At 37.4% G+C, this 23460-nt stretch carries 18 protein-coding genes and 1 tRNA gene; 1 reads left to right on the top strand and 18 read right to left on the bottom strand.

Annotated features, from left to right (window positions below; genetic code table 11):
• Positions 1-3 precede the first annotated feature (3 nt).
• The 16 genes from FXX65_RS04635 to FXX65_RS04560 form a co-directional block, all read right to left on the bottom strand.
• Positions 4-684, bottom strand: coding sequence for a YkgJ family cysteine cluster protein (locus tag FXX65_RS04635; protein ID WP_147613639.1), 681 nt, complete (start codon positions 682-684; stop codon positions 4-6).
• A gap of 136 nt (positions 685-820) precedes the next feature.
• Positions 821-2128 (bottom strand): pyridoxal-phosphate dependent enzyme, encoded by a 1308-nt coding sequence (locus tag FXX65_RS04630; RefSeq protein ID WP_147615296.1) that lies wholly within the window; start codon positions 2126-2128, stop codon positions 821-823.
• Between the two features lie 54 nt (positions 2129-2182).
• Positions 2183-3682 carry a DUF3943 domain-containing protein gene (locus tag FXX65_RS04625; protein WP_187116216.1) on the bottom strand — a complete coding sequence of 500 codons (1500 nt, stop codon included), beginning with the start codon at positions 3680-3682 and terminating at the stop codon, positions 2183-2185.
• An 82-nt stretch (positions 3683-3764) separates the two neighbouring features.
• Positions 3765-3840: transfer RNA gene (locus FXX65_RS04620), tRNA-Ile, on the bottom strand.
• Between the two features lie 161 nt (positions 3841-4001).
• The gene (locus tag FXX65_RS04615) at positions 4002-4751 is read right to left on the bottom strand and encodes a rhamnogalacturonan acetylesterase (protein WP_147615294.1); all 750 of its coding nucleotides are present in this window, start codon (positions 4749-4751) and stop codon (positions 4002-4004) included.
• A gap of 7 nt (positions 4752-4758) precedes the next feature.
• Entirely contained in the window at positions 4759-6600 is a 1842-nt protein-coding gene (gene glmS / locus FXX65_RS04610; RefSeq protein WP_147615293.1) for a glutamine--fructose-6-phosphate transaminase (isomerizing), read from the bottom strand.
• A gap of 117 nt (positions 6601-6717) precedes the next feature.
• Complete coding sequence (locus FXX65_RS04605; RefSeq protein WP_147615292.1) at positions 6718-8139, bottom strand: HD-GYP domain-containing protein; 1422 nt, start codon at positions 8137-8139, stop codon at positions 6718-6720.
• On the bottom strand, positions 8126-9250 hold the full coding sequence (locus FXX65_RS04600; protein ID WP_147615291.1) for a hypothetical protein: 1125 nt from the start codon (positions 9248-9250) through the stop codon (positions 8126-8128). The genes FXX65_RS04605 and FXX65_RS04600 overlap by 14 nt, the downstream gene beginning before the upstream one ends.
• Before the next feature lie 401 nt (positions 9251-9651).
• Complete coding sequence (mnmE, locus tag FXX65_RS04595) at positions 9652-11067, bottom strand: tRNA uridine-5-carboxymethylaminomethyl(34) synthesis GTPase MnmE (RefSeq protein WP_147615290.1); 1416 nt, start codon at positions 11065-11067, stop codon at positions 9652-9654.
• Positions 11048-13435 (bottom strand): putative glycoside hydrolase, encoded by a 2388-nt coding sequence (locus FXX65_RS04590; protein WP_246104342.1) that lies wholly within the window; start codon positions 13433-13435, stop codon positions 11048-11050. Before FXX65_RS04590 ends, mnmE begins: the two co-directional genes overlap by 20 nt.
• 60 nt (positions 13436-13495) lie before the next feature.
• Complete coding sequence (locus tag FXX65_RS04585; RefSeq protein WP_147615289.1) at positions 13496-14467, bottom strand: hypothetical protein; 972 nt, start codon at positions 14465-14467, stop codon at positions 13496-13498.
• Positions 14468-14486: 19 nt separating this feature from the next.
• Positions 14487-15092, bottom strand: a complete 606-nt coding sequence (locus FXX65_RS04580; protein ID WP_147615288.1) for a penicillin-binding protein activator LpoB — start codon at positions 15090-15092, stop codon at positions 14487-14489.
• A gap of 335 nt (positions 15093-15427) precedes the next feature.
• Complete coding sequence (gene fabG, locus FXX65_RS04575; protein WP_147615287.1) at positions 15428-16171, bottom strand: 3-oxoacyl-[acyl-carrier-protein] reductase; 744 nt, start codon at positions 16169-16171, stop codon at positions 15428-15430.
• A gap of 32 nt (positions 16172-16203) precedes the next feature.
• Positions 16204-17157 (bottom strand): ACP S-malonyltransferase, encoded by a 954-nt coding sequence (locus FXX65_RS04570; protein WP_147615286.1) that lies wholly within the window; start codon positions 17155-17157, stop codon positions 16204-16206.
• A 112-nt stretch (positions 17158-17269) separates the two neighbouring features.
• The gene (locus FXX65_RS04565) at positions 17270-18043 is read right to left on the bottom strand and encodes a class I SAM-dependent methyltransferase (protein WP_147615285.1); all 774 of its coding nucleotides are present in this window, start codon (positions 18041-18043) and stop codon (positions 17270-17272) included.
• 24 nt (positions 18044-18067) lie between these two features.
• Entirely contained in the window at positions 18068-20593 is a 2526-nt protein-coding gene (locus FXX65_RS04560) for a bifunctional diguanylate cyclase/phosphodiesterase (protein ID WP_147615284.1), read from the bottom strand.
• 262 nt (positions 20594-20855) lie between these two features.
• On the opposite strand from FXX65_RS04560, the gene FXX65_RS04555 reads away from it, so the two are divergent.
• Complete coding sequence (locus tag FXX65_RS04555; RefSeq protein ID WP_147613625.1) at positions 20856-21344, top strand: DUF523 domain-containing protein; 489 nt, start codon at positions 20856-20858, stop codon at positions 21342-21344.
• Here FXX65_RS04555 and FXX65_RS04550 read toward each other — a convergent pair.
• Positions 21341-22006 (bottom strand): HAD hydrolase-like protein, encoded by a 666-nt coding sequence (locus FXX65_RS04550; RefSeq protein WP_147613624.1) that lies wholly within the window; start codon positions 22004-22006, stop codon positions 21341-21343. The genes FXX65_RS04555 and FXX65_RS04550 overlap by 4 nt on opposite strands.
• Complete coding sequence (locus FXX65_RS04545; protein ID WP_147615283.1) at positions 22007-23179, bottom strand: phosphoribosylaminoimidazolecarboxamide formyltransferase; 1173 nt, start codon at positions 23177-23179, stop codon at positions 22007-22009.
• Between the last annotated feature and the right edge of the window lie 281 nt (positions 23180-23460).

The raw sequence follows: 23460 nt of genomic DNA, 5'->3' as shown, positions 1-23460 counted from the left end.
TTGCTATGCTGCGTTATCATTTCCATTATCATTGTCGTTATCTCCACCGTTTCCGAGTTGTATTATCCAAAAAAGTCTTCGCACCGCTTGAGGAAGAACTTCGCGTAACAGAGCGGTTCGTTTATTTTCAACAGAAATATTTACGCCTTGTTCCATTAAATCACTCATCGCTGGTGGCAAAGTTCCAAATATTTTTTCAATTTCATCTTGAGAATATTGCCTGTGTTCAAGAGTAGGATTGTGTTCTTTCAGTTTTTCGCTCGGATAAAATTTGCATGGTCGCCAGACAAGGCTCCCATCTTTTGCCCTGCTCCCAGACGCACCAAAAATTCTACAGATAAACGCTCTGCCTTTGTAAACCGAACAATGATACGGATTTTCAAAATTATGAAACGGACAAGTTTTTCCGTTATCGAAAGGGAAAATCCCCTGACAAAGTTTTAAAGCAACATCTCGCTGATTTTCGATAAGCCATGCCGCCATGTAAAGTGCTTCGGCTTCAAGAACATCGGGTTCAAACCCATGACAGCAAGTTCCACAACCTTCCGGGCAGGTAAAATTCGACTTTTTGTACCAAGCGTTCTGCTTTTCACCTATTTTTTCGTAGCAGGATTCAACTTGCATAAGAATTTCTGCTTCTCTGGTGTCTTTAAGTTTGTTTAAAATCCAAGAAATTTCTGACATTTTTTCTTTTTAAAAAGGGAAAAAGCAACCTTTACAAAAGGTTTCTCTTTCCCTTTCAAACCCTTTCTCTTCCAAAATAAAATCTAATACGCAAAACTCCTTTTATAATTTTTGCGTATTTTTTGCAGAAAAAGTTTTACAGAAATTTTTGCATAAGTTCAATAACTTCCTGCGGATTTTTTATAAAAGCATGTTTTAGCTCTGTCTTTTTAAGAGCATTCGCAACATTTTCTTTTACTTCTGGACAAATGCCTGTAGCGTGGCGAACATATTCAAGGCTCAACGCCGGGTCATCCCTTTCAATTAAAACCGCCTGCGATTCATCTTCACAAAGCATTTCGTTGCGTTTTTTTATCGCCGCATACGCGCTGGAAGTACTCTTATCCGCAAATATTGAATATTTCATATAGAGTTCCCGACAAGCGTCTTCCGCTTCGACTTCGCTTACATTTGCAGGAAAAATAAAATTCTTTAACATCAACGAATTTCTGTTAAATATGTATTCAAGGCGCTCAAGGTTGGATGGACTTGCAGGATCTGCTGCGTAGCGTTTTTCAAACGGAACAATATCGTCTGGGATTGTACAAATATCCATTGGATCTACACCAAGGCTCGCAGTTGCAGGACAGATAAAACCACTAACAGGAAGGCTCAACTTCCAAGTGTAAAGTCCCGCCACAAGATTGCTGTAATTTCCACACGGCATTGCATAATATATATCCGAATGAACTTCCTTTTTTAAACGCGTAAATGCATAAGGATAAAAAAACATCTGCGGCATCAACCTGCCAATATTTGCAGTATTTGCAACTGTTAATCTGTATTTTTCGACAAGATTTCTGTCATCAAAAATTTTACGCACAATCGCATGGCAATCCGCTTCTGTTCCATCCACTTCTATCGGAAGAATATTGCCGCCGTTCCAGATGCAGTCCTGCTCTTCAATTCCACGCACAAATCCTTTCGGATACACGAGAACCGCTTTTACGTATTTTTTGCCAACCAAACTTCTTGCAAGGCTAACTCCCAATTCACCAATGCTCGCATCCAAAAAAGTAGAAAATCCGCCTTCCAGCGAATGTATGGTTTCTATGCAGTTTACAAGATACGAAATTCCAAAATCTTTGTGGCTTCCTGTTGGCGTATTGTAAAGTTTTAAAGAATAAAGCCTTTCATCAATTTTTTTTAGTTCAGGCACAAAAGTAAAGGCCTTAGACGCTATTGTTTCGCAGATAATCGGAGAAAATTCATCATTTATACAGGCAGAAGTCAGTGTTCCTGCAATATTTGCAAAAGATGTGTTGCTGTCGCAATACAAAATCCATCTTCTTAAATCCGCCTCTACAAAAGGCACATAAAGTCCACCGTCTGACGGAAGACAGTCCAAAATCGCTTTTTTAAAATCAACAGGTTGTTTTTGACCTCTAGTGCTTACAAATTTCATACAAAATAACTCCCCTCGATAGCTTTTATTTGTAATCGAATGTCTTACGAAAAACTATTTTAACTCAAACTTACAAAAAAATCTTCCCGTGTTTACAAGCTGCTTTACATCGTCAATTTTTTTATAGGAGGTAACCTTGCCGTAAAGTTCATCTTTTAAACCGATTCTTACAGTTTTAGAAAGCGGAATTTGAACAGAAGCCGTCAAAAGCCCTATAAATTCAAACCCTGTGTCCGCACCGTCCTGCAACTGATCATAAAAATCGTACATTGCGTATCCACGAAAATCCAAGCCTGCATCAAAACCATTTTCTTTTTTATAATGGAATTTTAAAATCGTTTCGCCCCCAATCGTATTGTTGTAATTGCAACTAACATCAAAGACAGGCGTTAATTTTCTGTGAAAATAATAATAGTCTGTATTTCCCAATAAAATTCCTGCAAGCATCGCTTGCCATTCCAATTTAGCATCAGGAAGATTAACTCTCTGTTTAAATGCAAAACCAGGTGCCAAAGATGAAAGCATATAATACGAATGCCATTCAAAATCATAAATCATTACGGCACCCAAAGAGCTTTCTGTATTTTCCGAAAGATTTAAATTGCGAGCAAAAAGCATTCCGTCAGAAAAAATTCTTATATCGTAAAAAAGTTTTTCATCAATATTTTCATAAGCACAATAGCCAGCTTTTCCGGACCCCTTCCCAATTCCGCCATGAACGTAAAGGTCAAATTGGCTGTACGGAGAATTTGAATCGTGCGTAAAAGGATCGTTATAGACAACATTAAATTCAAACATAGAAAAAACAGGATAAATTTCTCTTTCAGGATAGAGCGAAGAATCCATATTGTTTACTTTTGTGTTTGCAACGATATTTCCAATATCAAAACCTAAAGAAAGCGAATGAATGTTGTTTCCGCCTCTCTTTTGTTTTATTTTCCAAACGGACTGCGTCCAAATACGCTGCGGATTTATCGCATACGAAAGAAATTTGCTTATTTCATCCGCTTCTGCGCTAAGCCTGAAAAACATTTCTCCAACGCAAAAAGAACCTATCGTTGTAAAAACCATGTCATTTTTTGACGGTGCATTTGATTCGCAAAGATATTCCCAAGTATACGAACCCAAAAAAGTTACCGCTAAAGATTCAAGTTTATTTAGATTTGAACCGCGGGCTGCCATATAATATAGCGAACCTTGATAAGGATGTAAAAAAAAGTTAGTCCAGTACCAGTCTCTGTCCCAGGTTAATTTTCTCTCCCAAAAATGATTCCACTCGTCCCAGCCCACTTTTGCCCAGTCGGAACCAATCATATAACGATTCCAGGTTGAAATTAAAACATTAACCCCCAAAGCGCCTGAAAGTGCAACAAAAGGATGTTTTTTTTCGCTCCAAGAATCTGCTTTTTCAAAAGGAAGATTTTGATTTTCTGTTGCAGCTAAAGATGAAAAATTGAATTTTATTTCCTGAGAAAAATTTTCAGCAAAAATATATTGAGCCGATAAAAAGATGGACAAAAAAAACAAGTAAGAAATTTTTTTATTGAATTTCATAAAATCTCCCATAAAAAAGGCGTCCTTTAATCTGGACGCCATTCATTTTCTAAAAAAAATTGCCCGATAAATCGGGCAATTTTGGGCCATCCAAGACTTGAACTTGGGTAAGACCCGGCTTATAAGGCCGGCGCTACAACCAGCTTAGCTAATGGCCCTGGTTGTAGAGGCTTATGACCTGATACGTTTAGGAGTATAACAAAATCGATTGTTAGGGTCAATCGGACAAAGAAGTTTTGTAAGCAGTTTTTTAAAGTAATATAAATAATAAATTCATTTACAAAATTTTGATTAAGATTAAGAAAAAAGTCATGCCGCCCTATTTCCACATCAATTTTTCATCATCAATTTCTCTGTCGCAGTAGATTCCCCTTAAACAAATTTTTTCGCTGAGAATTTTGAAGTCTGAAAATTTATCTTTGTTTTTTAGAACATCGCTTACAAAAAGTTTACATATTGCGTATGCGCCGTCCGAACGAAGATGGCTGTCATCATTTTTGCCTTCTGGATAGTTTTGATACAAACCTGCGTCAAAGTTCATAAACAAATTGCGAGATTTTGTTTTTCCAAGAGATTCAAAAAAAGCCATGGACAAACCTGTAAGGTCAACGAACGGTAAATTCAATTCGTTTGCAGTTTCGATTATCGCAGTTTGATACGAAGAATGAGTATTTTCAATCGTATGCTCATCCAAAAAAGAGCGACGAGTTACAGGTGTCAAAAAAATCGGAATACAACCTTTTTTCTGCAATTCTTCTGCAAAGAAAATCAGATTTTTTCGGAATTCACCTCCACGCTCGGCAGATGTATACCTTGTTGAATCTTTTATTTTTTCGTCGTTATGCGCAAACTGAATGAGGGCAAAATCGCCTTTTACAGCCACTTTTAGAACTTCATCAAATCGACCTTCGGCTATAAAACTTTTTGAACTTCGTCCATTTCGCGCAAAATTTAAGATTTTTACATCACGCTCAAAAAATCTATCGAGAAGCTGCACCCATCCAGTTTGAGGATAAGATGTCCAGTCGTTGTATTGCATTATGCTGTCGCCAAGGCATAAAATATTCATAAATATCTCATTCAACGGTAACGCTTTTTGCGAGATTGCGTGGCTTGTCTGGATCCAGACCTTTTTGAATAGCACAGTAATATGCAAAAAGTTGCGCAGGAATTATAGAAAGCATAGACGCAAGTCCCTCGTCAACTTCAGGGATTTTTATAATCGTATCTGCACAATCTCTAAAGGCATTTGTGTTGTCCTGTGTTATTACCATAGTTGCAGCACCTCTAGCTTTTACTTCCAATATATTAGAAGCGAGCTTTTCGTAGAGTTTTGGAGAAGTTGCAATCGCTATAACTAAGGTATCGCTGTCGACAAGAGCAATAGGGCCATGTTTTAATTCTCCAGCGGCAAACGCTTCACAATGCATATAACTTACTTCCTTTAGTTTTAAAGCACTTTCTAGGGAAGTTGCACTGTCAAAAAGGCGTCCTATATAGAAGATTTTTGTTTTATTAAATTGAAGCGCAGAGAATTTCTGAATTTCAGTTTGATTTTTTAATATCACGCTAACTTTTTCAGGAATTTCTAATAATTGCTTTAAAATAGAATGATAAGATTTTTTGTCGATATTGCCTCTAAGCTCAGCCATTTTTATTGCAAGCAAATACAAGCACATAAGTTGGGTTGTATACGCTTTTGTTGAAGCAACGGCAATTTCGTTTCCTGCCCAAGTATAAATTACGCAGTCCGCTTCTCTGCTAACGGAAGAACCTACAGTATTTGTTATAGCGATAACTTTTGCTCCAGCTTCTTTTGCAAGTCTCAACGCTGCAAGTGTATCCGCAGTTTCGCCTGACTGGCTTATGACTATGAATATATCGTCTTTTTTAAGAATCGGATTTCTGTATCTAAACTCAGACGCAACATCCACTGTAACGGGAACACGAGCGTATTTTTCAAAGGCGTATTTTCCAACAATGCCTGCATGGTACGCAGTTCCACAAGCAGTTATCACGATATTTTGTGCATTTTTCCATACATCTCCAAATTCAACTTCGTCAAATTTTATATCCACAGGAATTTTATCTTTCATCACGAGGCGAGGTCTCAAAGTATCTGTAAGAGCTTTTGCCTGCTCGTGAATTTCTTTCAACATAAAGTGTGCATAACCATCTTTTTCTGCGGATGACAAATCCCAGTCAACATAAGAAGGTTCTCGTATAATCTTTTCGCCAGAATCGTTGAATAAATCCACATGGTCGCAATACAAAACTGCAAGTTCCCGCTGATTTAAAAAATGAACTTTACGCGTGTATTCAAGGACCGCAGGAACATCGCTTGCAATAAAATTTTCGCCTTCGCCAACTCCTACTATAAGAGGGCTGTCCTTTCTTGCTGCAATAACTCTATCTGGAAAATCTTTACAGATAACACCCAAGGCATAACTTCCTTCCAATTTTTCCAAAGAACGCAAAACTGAATCGAATATATCACCAGAATTTTCGTAAAAATAGTTGATAAGGTGAGCGACAACTTCCGTATCCGTCTGACTGGTAAAAACAACGCCTTGACTCTGCAACCAGGCTTTGAGTTTTAAATAATTTTCGATTATTCCATTATGAACAACAGCGATTGTTCCGCTTACATTTGTGTGAGGATGTGCGTTTATGTCGCTAGGTTCGCCGTGAGTTGCCCAACGAGTATGACCAATTCCGATATTACCCTTTATCGTTTCGTCTGCAATCTTTTTTTCTAGAAATTTTAAAGCACCTTTTGCCTTGCGAACGATTATTTCATCACCGCCCAAAACCGCAATTCCCGCAGAATCATAACCTCTATATTCAAGCTTTTTTAATGCGTTTATAAGAACAGGTGTAGCATCTTTTACACCAATATAGCCAACAATTCCACACATATATAAATCCTGCCAAATAAAAGATTTTAGATATTAAAAATGAACCAATATCCAGAAACGTATTTTATAGAAATTTTATTCCTTTAACAACGACAAAAAGTTTTGCAAAATCGAAAATTAAACGATTGAATCCAAAGCCTCAACAACAGCCCTATCGTATTTGTCAGATTGTCCTAGGAGTTCTTGGATTGCAGATTCTTTATCGCGAATTTGCTTGTAATTTCTACGGCTTATCAAAGAATTGTAACTTTCCGCAACGTGAATAATCTTTGCAATCTGAGGAATAATATCGCCCTTTATTCCATTTGGATATCCAGAACCGTCTTCGTTTTCGTGATGATATCGAGCGGCATCGTCAAAAATCTTTCTATACAATTCCGGAACAAAGTCAAAATAATCTTCGCTTTTTGTAACATGGTCTTTTATCAATTTTTTTTGCTCTTCGTTCAAATTCTCGCAGTCTAAAACATCTTCTGGAATCGCTAAAAAACCTGCGTCATAAACCATTGCCGCACAAAAATAAGCCATCGCCGTATTTTGATTGCAACCCAATTTTATAGCAAGCTTATACACCAATTCGCTTATATTTTTTGAATTATTTTTCCGCTTAGAAACAGCGTCTATCTTAACTCCCAAATCTTCACATTTGATGGCTAATTGCTTTAATTCTTCTTTTTCTTTTTCATTCATCTCTGGAGCAGGAAGTGCATCAACTCCCCATCTACTGCTTCCAGCCGAACGCAATCCAACTCCGTTCAAGGCTTTTAAATCTGTAATGTTTCCAAGTAAAAGTTTGCTGTTGGATTGTTGCATTCCGTGAACAAGTTTAAGAGTTGCTTCAAATTGAGCAGCTTGCCGTGAACTTGCTTTTGCAGCCACTCTTATCGCAAGCACAACGATTATAAATACGAAAATCAAAATAACACAGATTACCAGAACGGCAACTAAAACCATGTGATTTGATTTTGCACTTTCTTCTGCCGCACCAGCCATCTTGTCACCCAAATCTACTATTGAAGACATAACATTTTCTTGGCTTGCCTGCATTGCTTGTATAAACGAAGCCTGATTTTTTTGTTGCTCTTCTAACTGCTGTTGGTATATCAAGCGCTGTTCTTCTAGTTCCGCCCTTTGAGCTTCATCTTTTTTTGCCTGAAGTTCCGTCTCCTGCTGAGCATAGATGTCTTTTACAAGACGTTGAATATTTGAGTCCGCGATAACTGTGTATTTTTCAAGGTTTGAAGTGATTTCACCGAATTTTGAATAATCTCTTGTCGTCTTTATCTTTTGAAGCAATTTTGTATAAACTTGAGTTGCAAACAAAGTTACATTTGCAGGAATTCCAGAAGATTCATTCAAACGCAAAACCACATTCATAGCTTTGTACGATTCTTCTATATTGCCACTTTCATATTCAGAATTCGCTCTTTCAAGATAGCGTTTTGTCAAATCCAAAGTTCCAAAAGATTGTGCTATAGCAAAAACGCTAGCAACAAAAAAAATTATGGGGAAAATTATACTTTTTTTAGTCTTTAACATTGCCTACTCCAATCGCAAAAATTGCTTTACAACGATTATCAATTCCTTGTTCTTTTACAAAAAGCAAATCATCAATTCCAAGTTTTAATCCGATTGTTGCATTTCCAGTTTGATTAAATGGAATTAAAACCGAACAACCAAATCCCATTGCAGATTTTAAGTCGCCATAGAAAAAATGACCCAAATAATAGTCGTAATGAAGGCTTCCAACTGCTTTTCCTATAAAAAAGTTTTCAAATCCAATTCCCACAGCAGGCGTTATAAAATTCCCAACAGAATCTGTTTTTTCTGTTTTTTCAGAACTCAAGGCCGAAACCGCAATTCCTCCACGGAAAAACATTTTTTTGCTTAAAGACCGAAGAGCTATCATCGGCATAAATCTGAGACTACTCATAGTTTCTGGTTCACCTTGTCCAAGAGTAAGCATATGAAAATCCGCAAAAGACTCCGCGCCAATTACGTACTGGTCGGTTTTATAAAATAGATTCATTCCAACGGCAAGTCCATATTTTAAACTCGTATATGCTTGGGGAGCGGTAATATTTTGAAACATAACATCGGCAATCCCAAGCTGAACATCCCAATTTACAGTAGAAAAAGATTGCTGGTCTTGATTCATATAAACTTGAGAACCAGATGCGGTACTCACACTGGAATATGAATTTGATTTTTCAATTTTGCTTTTTGCCCTTGCAGTCATGGCAGAAAGACGCTCTTCTTCCAATTTAAGCCTGTTTTCTTCTGCCTTTCGAGCCATCTCTTCGCCCAAAATTGCCCTGTCAATGTAAGAATAAAGGTCAACAGCATCAAAATTTTCCAAATTATTGTCTATAACAACGAGCGAAACTTGCCTTGCAAATGCTAAATCGTTTTCGATTATCAACTGGCGGGTTTTCTTTAACGTATAGGATTCATAAAGATTATAATCGCTTGATTTATTGTACTTTCCTAAAACTTTAGAAAGGTTTTCTGAGGAGTGTTCAGAAAAAACTTTGTCAATTTCCGCATAAACCTGTTCCAAAGATTCCTGCGTAAAAGCAAAATCCGCACCAAATGCTAAAAAAATCAAGGTTAAAAAGGCTTTTAAAAATCTGCCACTGTAATTACGCATTTATGACCCCTTTTAATATTCTGCAATTTTAACATCGCCTTTGCAGAATCGTCAAACTGACTTATTATAACGATTTTTCAATCAAAATCTATTTTTTTGCCTAAAAATCCGAAATATGCACAGCCTAAAAATAAAGATTTCTATTTTAGATTTCGCTTTGGGCGACTTTTTGCGATAAATCGCAAAAAACAGGCTATACGCACTTCGCGGACTAGCCGCCGCTCATCCCTCGCTACGCTCGGGACTTCGGTACTCCTATCCTTGTCGCACACGGAAGTGCGACTTACAACAATTGCTGACAGTTTTGCAAAAACTGTCCGTTTAAGAAAAACAAGGAGGTTTTTCTTAAACAACTATCCTTGTCGCACACGGAGGTGCGACTTACAACAGATGCAATCAATTTACTTGCCAACACAGAAATGGCTAAAAATTGAACCCAAAACATCGTCTGGCGTAACTTCTCCAGTAACTTCGCCAAGGTTTTCTAAAGCATCTTCCAAATCCTGCACAACCGCATCCAACGCATAAGAACCTTCATCAGCAATTTTTAAAGCATGAGTAACGCTTTCGTAAGCATTTAGAACGCAATCGCGTTGTCGTGTTGAACCAAGTCCTGCCGAGTCACTTTTTTGCGTTGAATCTCCTAAGAGGACATTTTTTACAAGTTCTGTAAGTTCGAAAATTCCATTGCCTTTTTTTGCAGAAACTCGAACAAAATATGTTTTTTCGCCACTGTTTTCTGCTTTTAACTTATTTTTTATACTTTCAATATTGCAACGCTTTTCATCTTGTGCTAAATCTGCCTTGTTAAAAACAACAATCAACGGAATTCCGTAATTTTCTTTTATAAAAATCCAATCTTCATCAAGCAAGCCTTTTGTAGAGTCAACCAGATACAAAATAAGATCCGCATCCTTAACCAAATCCTTTGTAAGTTCAACACCTTTTGCTTCTATTAAATCATCTGTTTTTCTAAGACCCGCAGTATCAAAAAGCCTTGCAGGAATTCCATCAAAACTTACCCAGCTTTCAATCCAGTCTCGAGTTGTGCCTTCAATATCGCTAACGATTGAGCGGTCTTCTTTTAACAAAACATTAAATAGCGAAGATTTTCCTGCGTTTGTCTTTCCTGCAAGAACAACTTTTGCGCCGTCTTGGTAAAGTTTTTCGCTCTTCCACGAAGATGCCAATTCAAAAAGATTGGATTTTGCTTTTTCTAAGTCTGCTTTATCAAAACTGTCTGCAATCGTTTCTTCATCTTCTGGATATTCAATATCAACTTCTATTGCGGCAAGAGTATCCGTTAAAAGTGTTTTTACAAAATCAATTTCTTTAAAAAGCGAACCTGTAAGTCTTCCTGCCGCATGGCTTCTGCTAGCATTTGTCTTTGAATCTATAATTTCCCTTACCGCTTCTGCTTTTGTTAGATCGGATTTTCCGTTTATGTATGCGCGAAAAGTGAACTCTCCACTCTCAGCAGGTCTAAATCCGTTTTTTAGCAAGGTTTCGTATACAGCTTTTACAACAGCAACTCCGCCGTGACAGTTTATTTCGCACATTTCTTCGCCAGTAAAACTTTTGGGCGCACGGAACACGCTTATCAAAACTTCATCAATTTTTTCATTCCCATCGCAAATCCAACCGTAAACAATAGTATTGCCTTCTGCTTTTAATAATTGATTTGGTCTCGAAAATATTGCGGAAATCAATTTTACACAATCTTTACCACTCACCCTTACAATACCAAGCGCACTTGGTGCAAGAGCTGTCGCAATAGCCACAATAGGCTCATCTGGATTATATTTCGTGTTTGTCACTTTCGTATGCCTGCCATAGTTTTCTTATATCAGAAATTGAAGGAAAAATAGAATTCGATGAATCCTTTTTTTCATCTTTACGCACCGAATCTAAAAGCGTCATATCAGAAAGATTTTCACTCAAAGCATTCTCATTTTGAACTTTTTTTGGATACATAAGATTTGAACTACCCAATGCAGGTTTTCTGTATTCCTTTAATGCCTCGTAAGCGCTTCCTGTATACTGGGTTGTTCCTACATCTGGAGAAATATCATCGTAGCGACCAATATTGTTCCAGTACATATAGCCCTTGTCTACGCTGTCGCGCACTCCGTAAACCTGCTGCTTAACATATTCTTTTCCGTACCATTGCCTGTCGTAACGAACATTTAGATAAAAAGATTGAACCCACGGTCTTACGATAATTCTGTTTCGTCCTATAACAGTGTTGCGATACGACCCGTAATAGTAAATTCTGTATGGGCGTTCGGAAACCGGCGCATAGTTCAAAAAATCCTGCTCAAAATGGCTCGGATAAAACATTGGACAAATCACATCTACATATTCAGAAAGCTGTTCAACATCTTGTCCTGTCCTTGCCCCAGAGCGATACCAACCATTCGCCCCGTAAATGTCTATTCCAATAGGAGCATCTATATTTTTGCGTGCATAAGAAAGAAACGAAAGAAGTGCGCTTTCCTTATCCATGCCTGTATCCTTCCATCTAAAAACTGCATTTGCCATATTTTTGCCGTCGGTAGGAAAGCGAATATAATCAAACTGAATTTCATCAAAACCGCCTGCTATGAGTTCTTTTGCAACGCGAACATTGTATTCCCAAACTTCAGGCGAATACGGATCTACCCAATTTTCGTCGTAGTATGCCATCTTCTGCGAAGTTACGACTCCGTTTTCGTCGGTAACATCTTCCATACCTTTGGTTCCAATCCACGCTCGGTTTAAAGTTTTATCCCAAACCGCGTATTTGCCGCCAGCATACTGACTTAAATTTTTATCTTTAAATACGACAATTCTTGCAATCAGATATATTCCATCTTTTTTCATTTCAGAAACAAAATGATTCAGATTTATGTGATATTTTGAAACATACCCCTTTTCTACAACCAGCGGGTCTTTTGCATCGTATCGTAAAAGTCCATAATCATCTTTCATATCGATAACGAGGCTATTGAGTTTGTTTTCCAATATGATTTTTTTGTATCTATCTATTCCAGATTGAGTTGTTACGTGATTTGCTGGGCAATATATGCTTTTTTTGTTCAAAACTTTTTCGGAATAAGCATTTGTGCAAAGTTCAGGTTTTAATAGCCAAAGCTCAGATAGAGAAAGGCCAGATGTCAGATTCCTATCTTCTGGAATCCAAGCACAATAAAGGGTGTCAGAAGTTGAAAGGGCAGAAAAGGAATCCTTCCAAGCGTAATAACTTTGCGAAACCGTGCCCAAATTCTGCGATTGAACATCCAACGACGCAATTTCGCCAGGTCGAGTGTACAAAAGATTTTTGCCGTTCCAAAAAAGTCCATCAATCGTGTCTGCAGGTTCTTTGCCGCTGTACAAAAGAACGCCTCTTTTTAAAGCCCAGTCAAAACGGTAAAGGCGTGGAAGAAAAGTCTGGCTCACATAAATTTCTGTCGTGGAAGAACCGTCTTCTCTTTTAAAAACAACAGGGCAAATATCAGAAATTTCATCTGGGTAAGTCTGACCCTTCATATTTTCAAAACCGCCGTTGCAATCTTTCCAAACAGGCTTATCGGCAAGTGGCATTATATACGAAAAACCAAAAATTGGATGCGCCATAAAGACAACCAGAGAATTTTCAATATTGCAGACAGCAACTGCTTTTATACCAGAAGTTCCAGCACTCATGGAACCGAGATTTTTCCAATTCAGGCCACCATCATACGTTATAAAAACATTATCTTTTGTCGCAGTAACCAAAATATCAGGATTTTCTGGATGAATTTCTAAATCTTTTAATTGCGCAGGTTTTTGGGAAAAAGAAACGGAATCGCCTTCAAAACTTTTCATTTTTAAAAACGGAAGTCCAGAATTTCTGTATTCAAATGATTTAAGGTCAGTAGAAGTTAAAATTCCATTGCCAGTTAAAAAATACCATCTTCCGTCTGTAGAAGAAGTTTTTATTATTTTTAAAACTTTAGATTCTGTCCAAAGTGGAATAGCGGTTTTTGTAGAAGTAAGCCTGTAGAGTCCGCTTGAAGCACCAGCAACAACTCCTCCCGTAGAAACCGAAGGAGAATCGGGAACAGCCGTTTCTGGCAATACATATATAGGATTTGGCGAGTGAGCAGAAGCCACACACGAAGAAAAAAACATCAATGAGCCGATTAGTAAAGAATAAATGCGCATATCTGAATTATCGGCAAAAAATGCCGTTTTTTTAAGTCAAACTCTCTTTAAAACAAAGCCTTAACGCAAAAACTCGTCTTTAATGCGCGAGGCAATTTTTATATAACATCTTCTGTATGCTTGCTCCAAAGAAATGTGTCCCTCTCTTCCTGTTATGCTGAAAGGTTTAACAACGGTGGAATTTTCCATTGTCAACGGTGCAAAAAAAGAATAGCGAGCGTAAAAATTTTTTGAATCCAAAGAATCCTGCTCTTCCAATTTTACAACAGCGTTTATTTCATATTGTGCATTTGAATTTACAACAGAAACGCCTTTTTCCTTTAATTTTTCAACCAACGCAGAATAAATAAGACCTTCGCTATCGTCTTCGACATTTACACTAACACTTATTCCAGCTGCTTTTTCGCGATATAAGAGATTAAGTTTTTGTACAGAACCATAAGACATTCTCGTCATAGCATGCTTAGTGCGATTTAACACAAGCAAAAGGTCTAAATTGTATTGATTATCCTGAGCTTTCAAAAGAGCATCGCTTAAAAGCGATAAGGAATCAAACGAAGGATATATTTCTTCCGCACGCAAAACCAAAGAAGAAATTTCACTGTTTTTTTGCATCGCAAGTTTTGAATAATAATCGGCGGCTTCTTTTTTATCCAAAACGGCAAGAGCAATCCAGTCGCCATTGCCTTTATCTGTTCGCCAAGTTTCTTTTATTACGATACCGGTTATGTGTTCAAAAAGAACCGCTTCGTCAACAGAAGTGCTTAAAGAACTTTCTTCCTTTCCTTTGGAATCAGAAAACGAAGTTGTTTTTTGCTCACCACGGAGGCTCTCGCCCAAAGTCTGACATACAGAAAGTTTTGCAGAACTGGCAGCATTTTCTAGCGACGCACCCTGACCAAGCGCCCAAATATAAGACGATGACGGATATTTTTTTTCAATTTTTTCAAACGAAAAATCATCGCCTTTTCCGCTAGCAAAAAGCGCAAAATTAAAAAAAACAAAACAGAATGAAAGAAAAATTTTCTTCATCGCAGGCAACCGCTCAAAACTAATATCTATAACTGTTATTAGTTATCAATTTTTTGATAGAACTGTCTTCTCCAGCCCAAAGTTTTCTGTTTGTTTCTATATCTATAAGTTCCGCAGTTACATAATAAGTTCTAGTTCTCTGTTTGGTAGAAGAATCTACGATTGTCTTTACAGAACCAATCAACATAAAGTCTGCACCAGTTTCGTTTGCAAGGCTTTTTGCAGTCGCCTCAGAAGCAAAAGTCTGCTGCTCATTGCGTTCGTTTCTAACTTCGCCTCGTTCAGAAGAAGAAGCGACAAAATCAACCTTGCCGCTGTTTATAAGTGCAATTTCAAATTTTTTAGAAAGAATAGAAGTGTCGATATGCTCATCGCTTTGATTTTTAAAAGTTCCAAGAATTACAACAGGCTCACGATTTTTGCCATAAGAAAAAGCCGCAATCGCTCTGGCGTTCACGCACTGATTTATAAGGTTTTCGGCAACAATGCGCACGTCGGTGTCGTTCCAATAACCGCTCAGATCCGTCTGCGTAGAAGAAGAAATTCTTTCCACATTACTAGAAGTCGAAGCGCAACCAAAAAAAGCAAAAACAAGGGCAAAAGCCGCAAAAAAAGATTTTTTCATCAAACACTCCTTAAAATTGCAAAACCTGTCAGGCTCAAAATCTGCAATCAGCATTTATAATCAAAAAGCAAATAACAAGTCGGCAATACACCCATTCTATCGTTAAAAAAAAGATTTGTCAGCGAAAAAACTATAAGGAGCACATCGCCCACATCACCAGCTTTCCGCGGTTCCGCTACCGCTGCATTGCTTCGTTCGCACAGGAGTGCTCACTATGCAACTTGCCTTAGGCAAGCCGCTACAATCTGGGCTAAGAATACAGCAAAGTGCCAGAGCCAAATTCTTAAACAAAGATTTACACAAAAAAGGCGTGCTTGCGCACGCCCTTGTAAGTTTTAAGCTCCCATACCGCCATCAACGCCAATAACTTGAGCCGTAACATAAGAACTCAAATCGCTGGCAAGATACAAAGCAGCATTAGCAACATCTTTTGGAACGCCTGGCCTTTTTAAAGGGATTCTTTCAACCATAGCATTTTTTAATTCTTCTTTTAAAACATTTGTCATATCGGTTTCTATGAAACCTGGAGCAATGCAGTTTACTCTAACACCGCGGCTGCCAACTTCGCTTGCCAAAGATTTTGAAAAAGCGATTAAGCCACCTTTAGAAGCCGCATAATTTACTTGTCCGCCGTTACCGTGAATTCCTACAATGCTTGTCATATTGATTATTGAACCTGCACGTTTTCTTATCATATCGTTAGAAACAATCTGGCAGATTAAAAAAGCAGCGGTCAAATTTACCCGTAAAACATCGTCCCAATCTTCTTTTTTCATTCTAAAAGAAAGTCCGTCGCGAGTTATACCTGCGTTGTTTACAAGCACATCAAATCCACCAGAAGATGCGAGCGCTTCTTTTACAACAGCTGTAACTTTTTCATAGTCGCCAACATCAGCATAAATCTCATGAAAAACAACGCCATTTTCTTTTGCAAGAGTTTCAAGTTCAGATTTTCCAGCGCTTTCTTTTGAGCACAAGCCCCAAACTTCACAGCCATTTTTTATAAATTCTTCAACAATAGAGCGGCCAATTCCGCGTGAAGAGCCAGTTACAAGTGCTTTTTTATTTTGTAACAACATACAATTCTCCGTTTATATTTAGGATCATAAAATTACAAAGAGGCAAGAGCTTCTTCTGTATTAACAGGAATTGCCACATTTGCTTCGCCAAATTCAGTCTGTCCCCAAAGACCAGAAAGAACTTTTCCAGGGCCAACTTCCAAAATAACCCATTCGCCGCCATCTTCTTTTATAAGGTCAGCAAGAACTTTTTCTTCGTCAGTCCAGCGAACAGGATGAGTTAAGTGGTCAACAGCGCTGAGTTTTGCACTCGCTCCTTCTGTAACTTTTTTACCAGTAACATTAGAAAACAAAGCGATTTTTGGATTTCCAAATGAATAAGGCTCTAGTGCTACTTTAAAATCGTCAGCTGCACGCTGCATCAAAGGGCTGTGGAATGGACCTGCAACTGCGAGCCTGATTGTCCTTTTTGCACCGAGTTCTTTTGCCTTTTCTTCTGCCTTAGCAAGACCTTCGGCAGTTCCTGCAATTACAGTCTGTTTAACAGAATTCAAGTTTGCAGCATAAGCGCCTTCTATTCCAGAAGCAAGTTCTTCAACCTTTTCTGGTGGAAGTCCCAAAATTGCACTCATTCCAGGTGCATTGCCTTCGTTTTCTGCAGCAATTTTTTCGCAAACGCCCTGCATTATAGCACCACGCTTGCTAACAACATTTATAACATCTTCAAAAGATAAAATTCCTGCAGCGTACAAAGCAGGAAATTCACCAAGCGAAAATCCCATTGCAGCGGAAGGTTCAATCCCTTTTGTCTTTAATGCTGCCATTATTGCAAGACTTGCAGTTGTAATAGCAAGCTGGCTGTTGTCTGAGCGGCTCAATTCTTCCTGAGGAGTGTCCCAAAGAAGTTTTTTCATATCCTTTCCTGTAATTTTAGAAACTTCTTCAACAACTTTAAGCGCTTCTGGATGATTTTCACAGATGTCTTTTATCATTCCTGGAGCCTGAGCACCCTGTCCTGGAAATAAAAATGCGTATTTTTTAGCCATAGATTTTCTCCTATAAAAAGTTTGCAAAGCAAACCATAAAATTGACTTTGACAAAAATTAGAAAAATGTCATTTTAGTTTATAAGAATGTCATCGCTTATGCAAGGGAAAAATTATCGCTTTAAAATGTCAACAGTATGGCTCGAAGCACCCAAAAGCTCTGCTCGTTCTGCGGTTGCCAGCTGATAGTCAATAAAAATTTTAAAAGTTTCTTCATCCATCGCATTTAATTCGCGACGCATATAATCGCTTGGACCATCCGCAGCAATTATTTTTACCCGCTTTAAATTTGCCACCTCGTTCAATTCGTTTATATCTTCCAAACGCAGATAACTGTAAAGGTCTTTTTCTGAACTTACTGTATGAAAATCTTTTGTTACGCGTTTTTCTTTTAACAGCGAAGCGATTTGTGCCTTTTTAAAACAATATTCGATTATACTGTACTCATTCATCACATAGGCAACAAGTATAAAGCCATCTTTTTTTGTAACCCGTTTTACCTGTTCAAAAACTTTAAGGCGTTCTTCTTTAGAATGAAGATGATACATAGGTCCAAAAACCAAAGCGATGTCAAAAGATTCTTCATCCAAAAAACTTAAATCCAGCGCATTGCCTGGCCAAATGTGAACTCCACTTTGATGTTTCGCTTCGATTCGTTTTCGATTTTTTTCTACAAGTTCAACGGCTGTAACTGTATGCCCTTCCTGCGCCAAAGAAACGGAATATCTGCCAGTTCCTGCTCCCAAATCTAAAATAGAAAGCGACTTTCGCTCTCCAATGCATTCGTGTATGTATTTTAGTGTAACTGTAAATTCTACAATTCCATGTCGGGTAGAAAGTCTGTGCTCTTCATCAAATCTATTGTAGTAATCTTCTAAAATGCTCATAAAACCATTGTAGCGAAAATGGATTTATATAGCGACCGTAAATTCTGGAACAGACTCGGCTTTCATCGGTTTGCTGAAAAAGTATCCTTGAATATAGTCGCAGTTCATCCTGTTTAATTTTTCAAACTGCCATTTATTTTCAACCCCTTCCACAGTCAACTTCATTCCAAGTCCGTGTACAAGTTGAACTATGTTTTTTATAAACTGTTCTTTGCCGTCAATTAAATAATTATCCACCATCGATTTATCGATTTTAACTTTTTTTGCAGGAACAAAAGTGAGATAGCTCAACGAGGAATAACCTGTTCCAAAATCGTCCAGTGCAAGACTTACACCAATTTCCGCCAAATCAAGAAAGAGTTGATTCGAGCGTTCTCTTTTACCGATAAACAAACTTTCTGTAATTTCGATTTCGATCATCTCTGGTGGAATTTCGTATTTTTCGAGCAATTTTTTCAAAAACGGCACGTATTCATAATCCACAAGCTGCCCATTTGAATAATTGATGGCGATTTTTTTAAGATTCATTCCCTTTTTACGCCATTCATGCATTTGTGCAAGAACTTTCTCCGTCACTATTCTGCCAATCTGAATTATAAAACCGCTATCTTCTGCAACAGGAATAAAATCATCTGGTCCTACAGCATAATCTTGAAGGCGAACGAGTGCCTCAAATCCGTAGATTTCACCAGTTTTTGCGATAACTTGTGGTTGATAGCGAATGTCAAATCCTCCTCTAGCACATTCATCTTTTAAAATCTCTACAATTCTGTTGCGCTTTAAAGTGTATTCCCTCATCTCTGGAACAAAGGCGATTGTTGTTCCCTTGCCCGCTTTTTTTGCTTCATACATCGCTATATCTGCATTTGCAATCAGAACATCGTAAGGTAATTCTGAAGAGGAATCCGTAAAACCCATCGTCACAGTTATATCCAATACGATTCCGTTATAGATAAGCGGTTCTTTTAAAATTTTATGCAATTTTTCAATTTCTTTGCCTGTTTTTTCGATGTGCCCATATTTGTGAACAATTATAAATTCATCGCCACCATAACGAGTTACAAAGTATTCATTGTTCAGAGCGAGTTTTGCAAGCCGTTTGCCAAATTCTTTTAAAATAAAATCTCCACAATCATGCGTATAAGAATCGTTAAAATTTTTTAATTCATCTATATCCATCAAAAAAAGAGAAAAAGGAATTCCAGACTTTAAAATCTTTTTTATTTCTTCTTCACCATGAGTGCGATTTGGAAGTTCTGTAAGAGGGTCGTTATTTGCAGCATAACTAAGCTTGCTTTTTGAATAAATCAATTCTATGTTCGTCTGACGCATACGCTTATTCATCAACATCATAATTCCGTTGATTTTTTTTGAGCGCGCATAACTTGCAATAGAAAATAAAAGAGAAATTATCAGCGATATGAATATTATTGAAAAAGGCAGAAGTTCTTTGCCGTAAAGTTCTAAAAAAGATTTTGGTTTATTTATAAAAACTGTATCTTTTGGAAGTGTATTCATAGCAAGCTTTTTCTTTTTTAAAACAGCATAATCAAATATGTAAGAAGAAGTATTGTCTATTTTTACTTGTTGAGGCATAGAAATATCGCCTGCTAAAATTCCTTTTAAAAGGTAGCAAGCCATAAAAGCTGCATTGTAGTAATTGTAAATTCTTCCACCAACAAACCCAGCTCCCATTCCTGTGGGATTCGTTCTGTAGATTGGTATGGAACGGACGCTTTTTGCCATCAATTCTGAAAATTTATGAACAGGAATTCCGTTTTCGCGTGCATACGCTTGCAACGACGAGAGGCAAATTATCGCAGAATCTTGAGGAATTTTTGAAAGGATTTCTAAAAATTCCTCAACTCGAAAATTATCTATCGAAATGATTTTATGATTTAGATTTGGATATTGATCTAAGGCTGAAAAAAGTTGAAAAGTATCGCCTCGTCCAGTTAGTGAATTATCGATGATAAAAACAACTTCGCTTATGTGCGGGTTTTGTTCAATCATTATTTCTTGAGTTCCAGAAAAAGAGATTTCTTCTGCAAAACCTGTTATAAGCGGATTTTTGCCAGCATTGATTGCACGCTCAATATCGTTTACTCCAAAAAAAATTATTGGAAGCCCTAAAAAAAATTCATCTTGATATTTTTGTGCAAAGTCCAAAGCTGCATCGTCGCTTACAAGAATTGCGTCGAATTTTGCAGAAATTGAAAGTTTGTGTTTTACAGATTGGCAAAAAAGTTCGTAGCGTTCTGTGCTATAAGAATCGAGAATATCCATGTACATAACTTCGTAGAGGATATTTTCTTTGGTCAGAATTTCATCAACTCCGTGCAACTGTATTTTTGTTACAATATAACTCGGATCGTACGAGTTGATGTAAAGAACTCTACCGATTGGCGATTGTGTAAAAAAAGGATTTTTTTCTACTTTTGGCGCTCTAAAAATAAATTGAAAAAGGAGCATCAAAATTCCAGCGAGTATGCCAAAACCTGCAAAAATTATAAGACCAATATTAAAAACAGAACTCTTGCCTCTTTCCATAAAATAAACTCTCTTGCATTCTGATTGTAACACAAAAAATTAGTAAATTTTATTAAAAAGCAAATTTATTTTATTCGTTTATAAACCATAAAAAAAAAGAGACTGCAAAAACTCTAAAAATCCGCATGCAAACGATGAACATAAAACTTTTCTTGATTTTATTTTGTCATACGAAAATCATTGCATTCTATAATAAACGCCTATTTTTTAATTTTAATTCTGACTTGCTCATTCGTTTTTATTAAGGCATAATTTTTGCAAGATGAATATCCTTGTAAGCGCCTGCCTATTAGGTTTTGACGTAAGGTACGATGGAACCAACAATGCACATCTAATACCAAAAGAAAAAATAGAACGGCTCAAAAAAATGGTGGGAATAATTCCAATCTGCCCAGAATGCTTTGGAGGACTTGAATGCCCAAGGATTCCTTGCGAGATAAAAGACAAAAAAGTGGTGGACCAGGAGGGAAACGACAAAACAGATTTTTTTGTGCGAGGTGCAATGCAAGCGTTAAAAGCCGCAAAGATGTTTAATTGCCCTTATGCGCTTTTTAAAGAAAAAAGTCCATCCTGCGGATTTGGGAAAATATACGATGGAAGTTTTAGCCACAGTTTAAAAGATGGTTCTGGAATTACGGCAGCACTTCTTGCAGAAAATGGATTGAAAATTTTTGGAGAAAGTCAAATCGACTTTTTGATTGAAAAAATCCGTCTTGCAAAATCGCCAAATCAGTTGAGTTTTGATTTTTAAATCAGTTCACTCGGCGAAGCGATTATGTAGTCCGCTCCATTTTGCTCAAATTCCTGTTTAGAACCGTAGCCCCAAAGAACAGCGCAGGTTTTTATTCCGTTTTCCCTTGCACCAATTATGTCGTGTTTTCTGTCGCCAATCATGAGGATTTTCCCTTCGTCGCGAATCGCATCAAGATTTTCGTGCTGCAAAAGATGATTTATCACTTTGGTTTTATCGTTTCGAGTTTCTTCTAAATCCGAACCACAAGCAAAATCAAAATATTTTTCAAGGTCAAAATTCTTTATGATTTTAAACATATAAATTTCTGGCTTAGAAGTCGCTATGTAAAGTTTTTTGCCTTTCGTTTTTAACGCTTCAAGAGTTTGAGCGACACCTTCATAAACAGAATTCTCAAGAATTCCGCTTTGTGCATAGCGTTCACGGTATTTTTTTATTGCCAATTTTGTCTTTTCATCATCAAAACCGTAGAAAGTTTTAAAAGAATAGACCAGAGGAGGACCAATAAACCGTTTGATATTTTCATCGTTTGGCTCTTTTATACCCAAACTTTCAAGCGCATAGCGCACGCAGTTTATTATTCCAGGTCCAGATTCGGTTAAAGTTCCGTCTAAATCCCAAAATAAATGTGTAAAATCAGAAAAATCGTTAATTTTTTGCATTTAGTGATGGAAGAGCCTTATGCCGTTAAAGCACATGACCATGTTGTATTTGTCGGCAGTTTGTATAACCTGATCGTCGCGAACAGAACCACCCGGCTCGGCAATAACTGTTACTCCAGATTTTCGTGCTCGCTCAATATTGTCTCCAAATGGAAAGAATGCATCCGAGCCCAGTGCAACACCAGAATTTTTTGCAAGCCAAGCCTTTTTTTCTTCGCGTGTAAAGACAGCAGGTTTTACTTTAAAAAGATTTTGCCATACGCCATCTGCAAGCACATCTTCGTATTCTTCTCCAATATAAACATCGATTGCATTGTCGCGATCTGCACGTTTTATGCCGTCAACAAACTGCAAATTCAAAACTCTCGGAGAGTGACGCAGCCACCAGTTATCCGCTTTTTGCCCTGCCAGACGAGTACAGTGAACTCTACTCTGCTGACCGGCTCCAATCCCTATAGCTTGCCCATCTTTTACATAGCAAACAGAATTTGACTGAGTATATTTTAAAGTTATAAGGGCAATTATAAGATTCTGTTTATCGTCTTCACTAAGATTTTTATTTTTTGTAACTATGTTAGAAAGACAGGTTTCGTCAATCTTTAAAAAATTGTGTCCTTGTTCAAATTTTACTCCAAAAACCTGTTTTACTTCTGTAGCAAGCGGAACATAAGCCGAATCAATTTGGATAACGCAGTAAGAACCGTTCTTTTTTTCCTTTAGAATTTCCAGAGCTTTTGGAGAATATGACGGAGCGATTACTCCATCCGAAACTTCTTTTTTTATTAAAAGTGCGGTTGCTTCATCGCATTCGTCGCTCAACGAAATAAAATCGCCAAAAGATGACATTCTATCAGCACCTCTGGCACGCGCATAAGCACAGGCAAGAGCAGAAAGTTCAACAGAATCTGTAAAATAAATCTGTTTTAAAGTGTCGCTCAAAGGTTTTCCGACAGCTGCTCCTGCAGGAGAAACATGTTTGAAAGAAGTTGCAGCAGGAAGTCCGGTTGCTTCTTTTAACTCTTTTACAAGTTGCCAGCCGTTTAAAGCATCCAGCAAATTTATATAACCAGGTCTACCGTTCAAAACAGTGATTGGAAGATCGCCTTCATCAACAAAAACCCTTGCTGGCTTTTGATTTGGATTGCATCCGTATTTTAATTCAAGTTCTTTCATAACAAAAAAAAGAATACCGAATTTGCTCATAAATCTCAACACGGCGAGTGTGAGCGTTGCAATCTGTTTGTGTTTAAGGCTACAAAAAAATACTCGTCTAATTTTCCATGTGCAAGGTAATAAGAAGTTTGCATCGCAGATTAAAAAATATGCATACAAGACTTGCTGCTGGCTTGATTATCCACTTGCTTTCCGTAATTAAAAAAAATCTCCGTCATTGTAAAAAAACATTCAGATTACTATAATTTGTTCTTCTTTTATAAGAAAAACTTTTAAAGAAT

Origin of the sequence: Treponema pectinovorum, from assembly GCF_900497595.1 — a bacterium.
In the GTDB taxonomy this organism is placed as follows: domain Bacteria; phylum Spirochaetota; class Spirochaetia; order Treponematales; family Treponemataceae; genus Treponema_D; species Treponema_D pectinovorum.
Note: the sequence above shows the minus strand (reverse complement) of the source record. Positions and strands in the feature narration are given on the sequence as shown.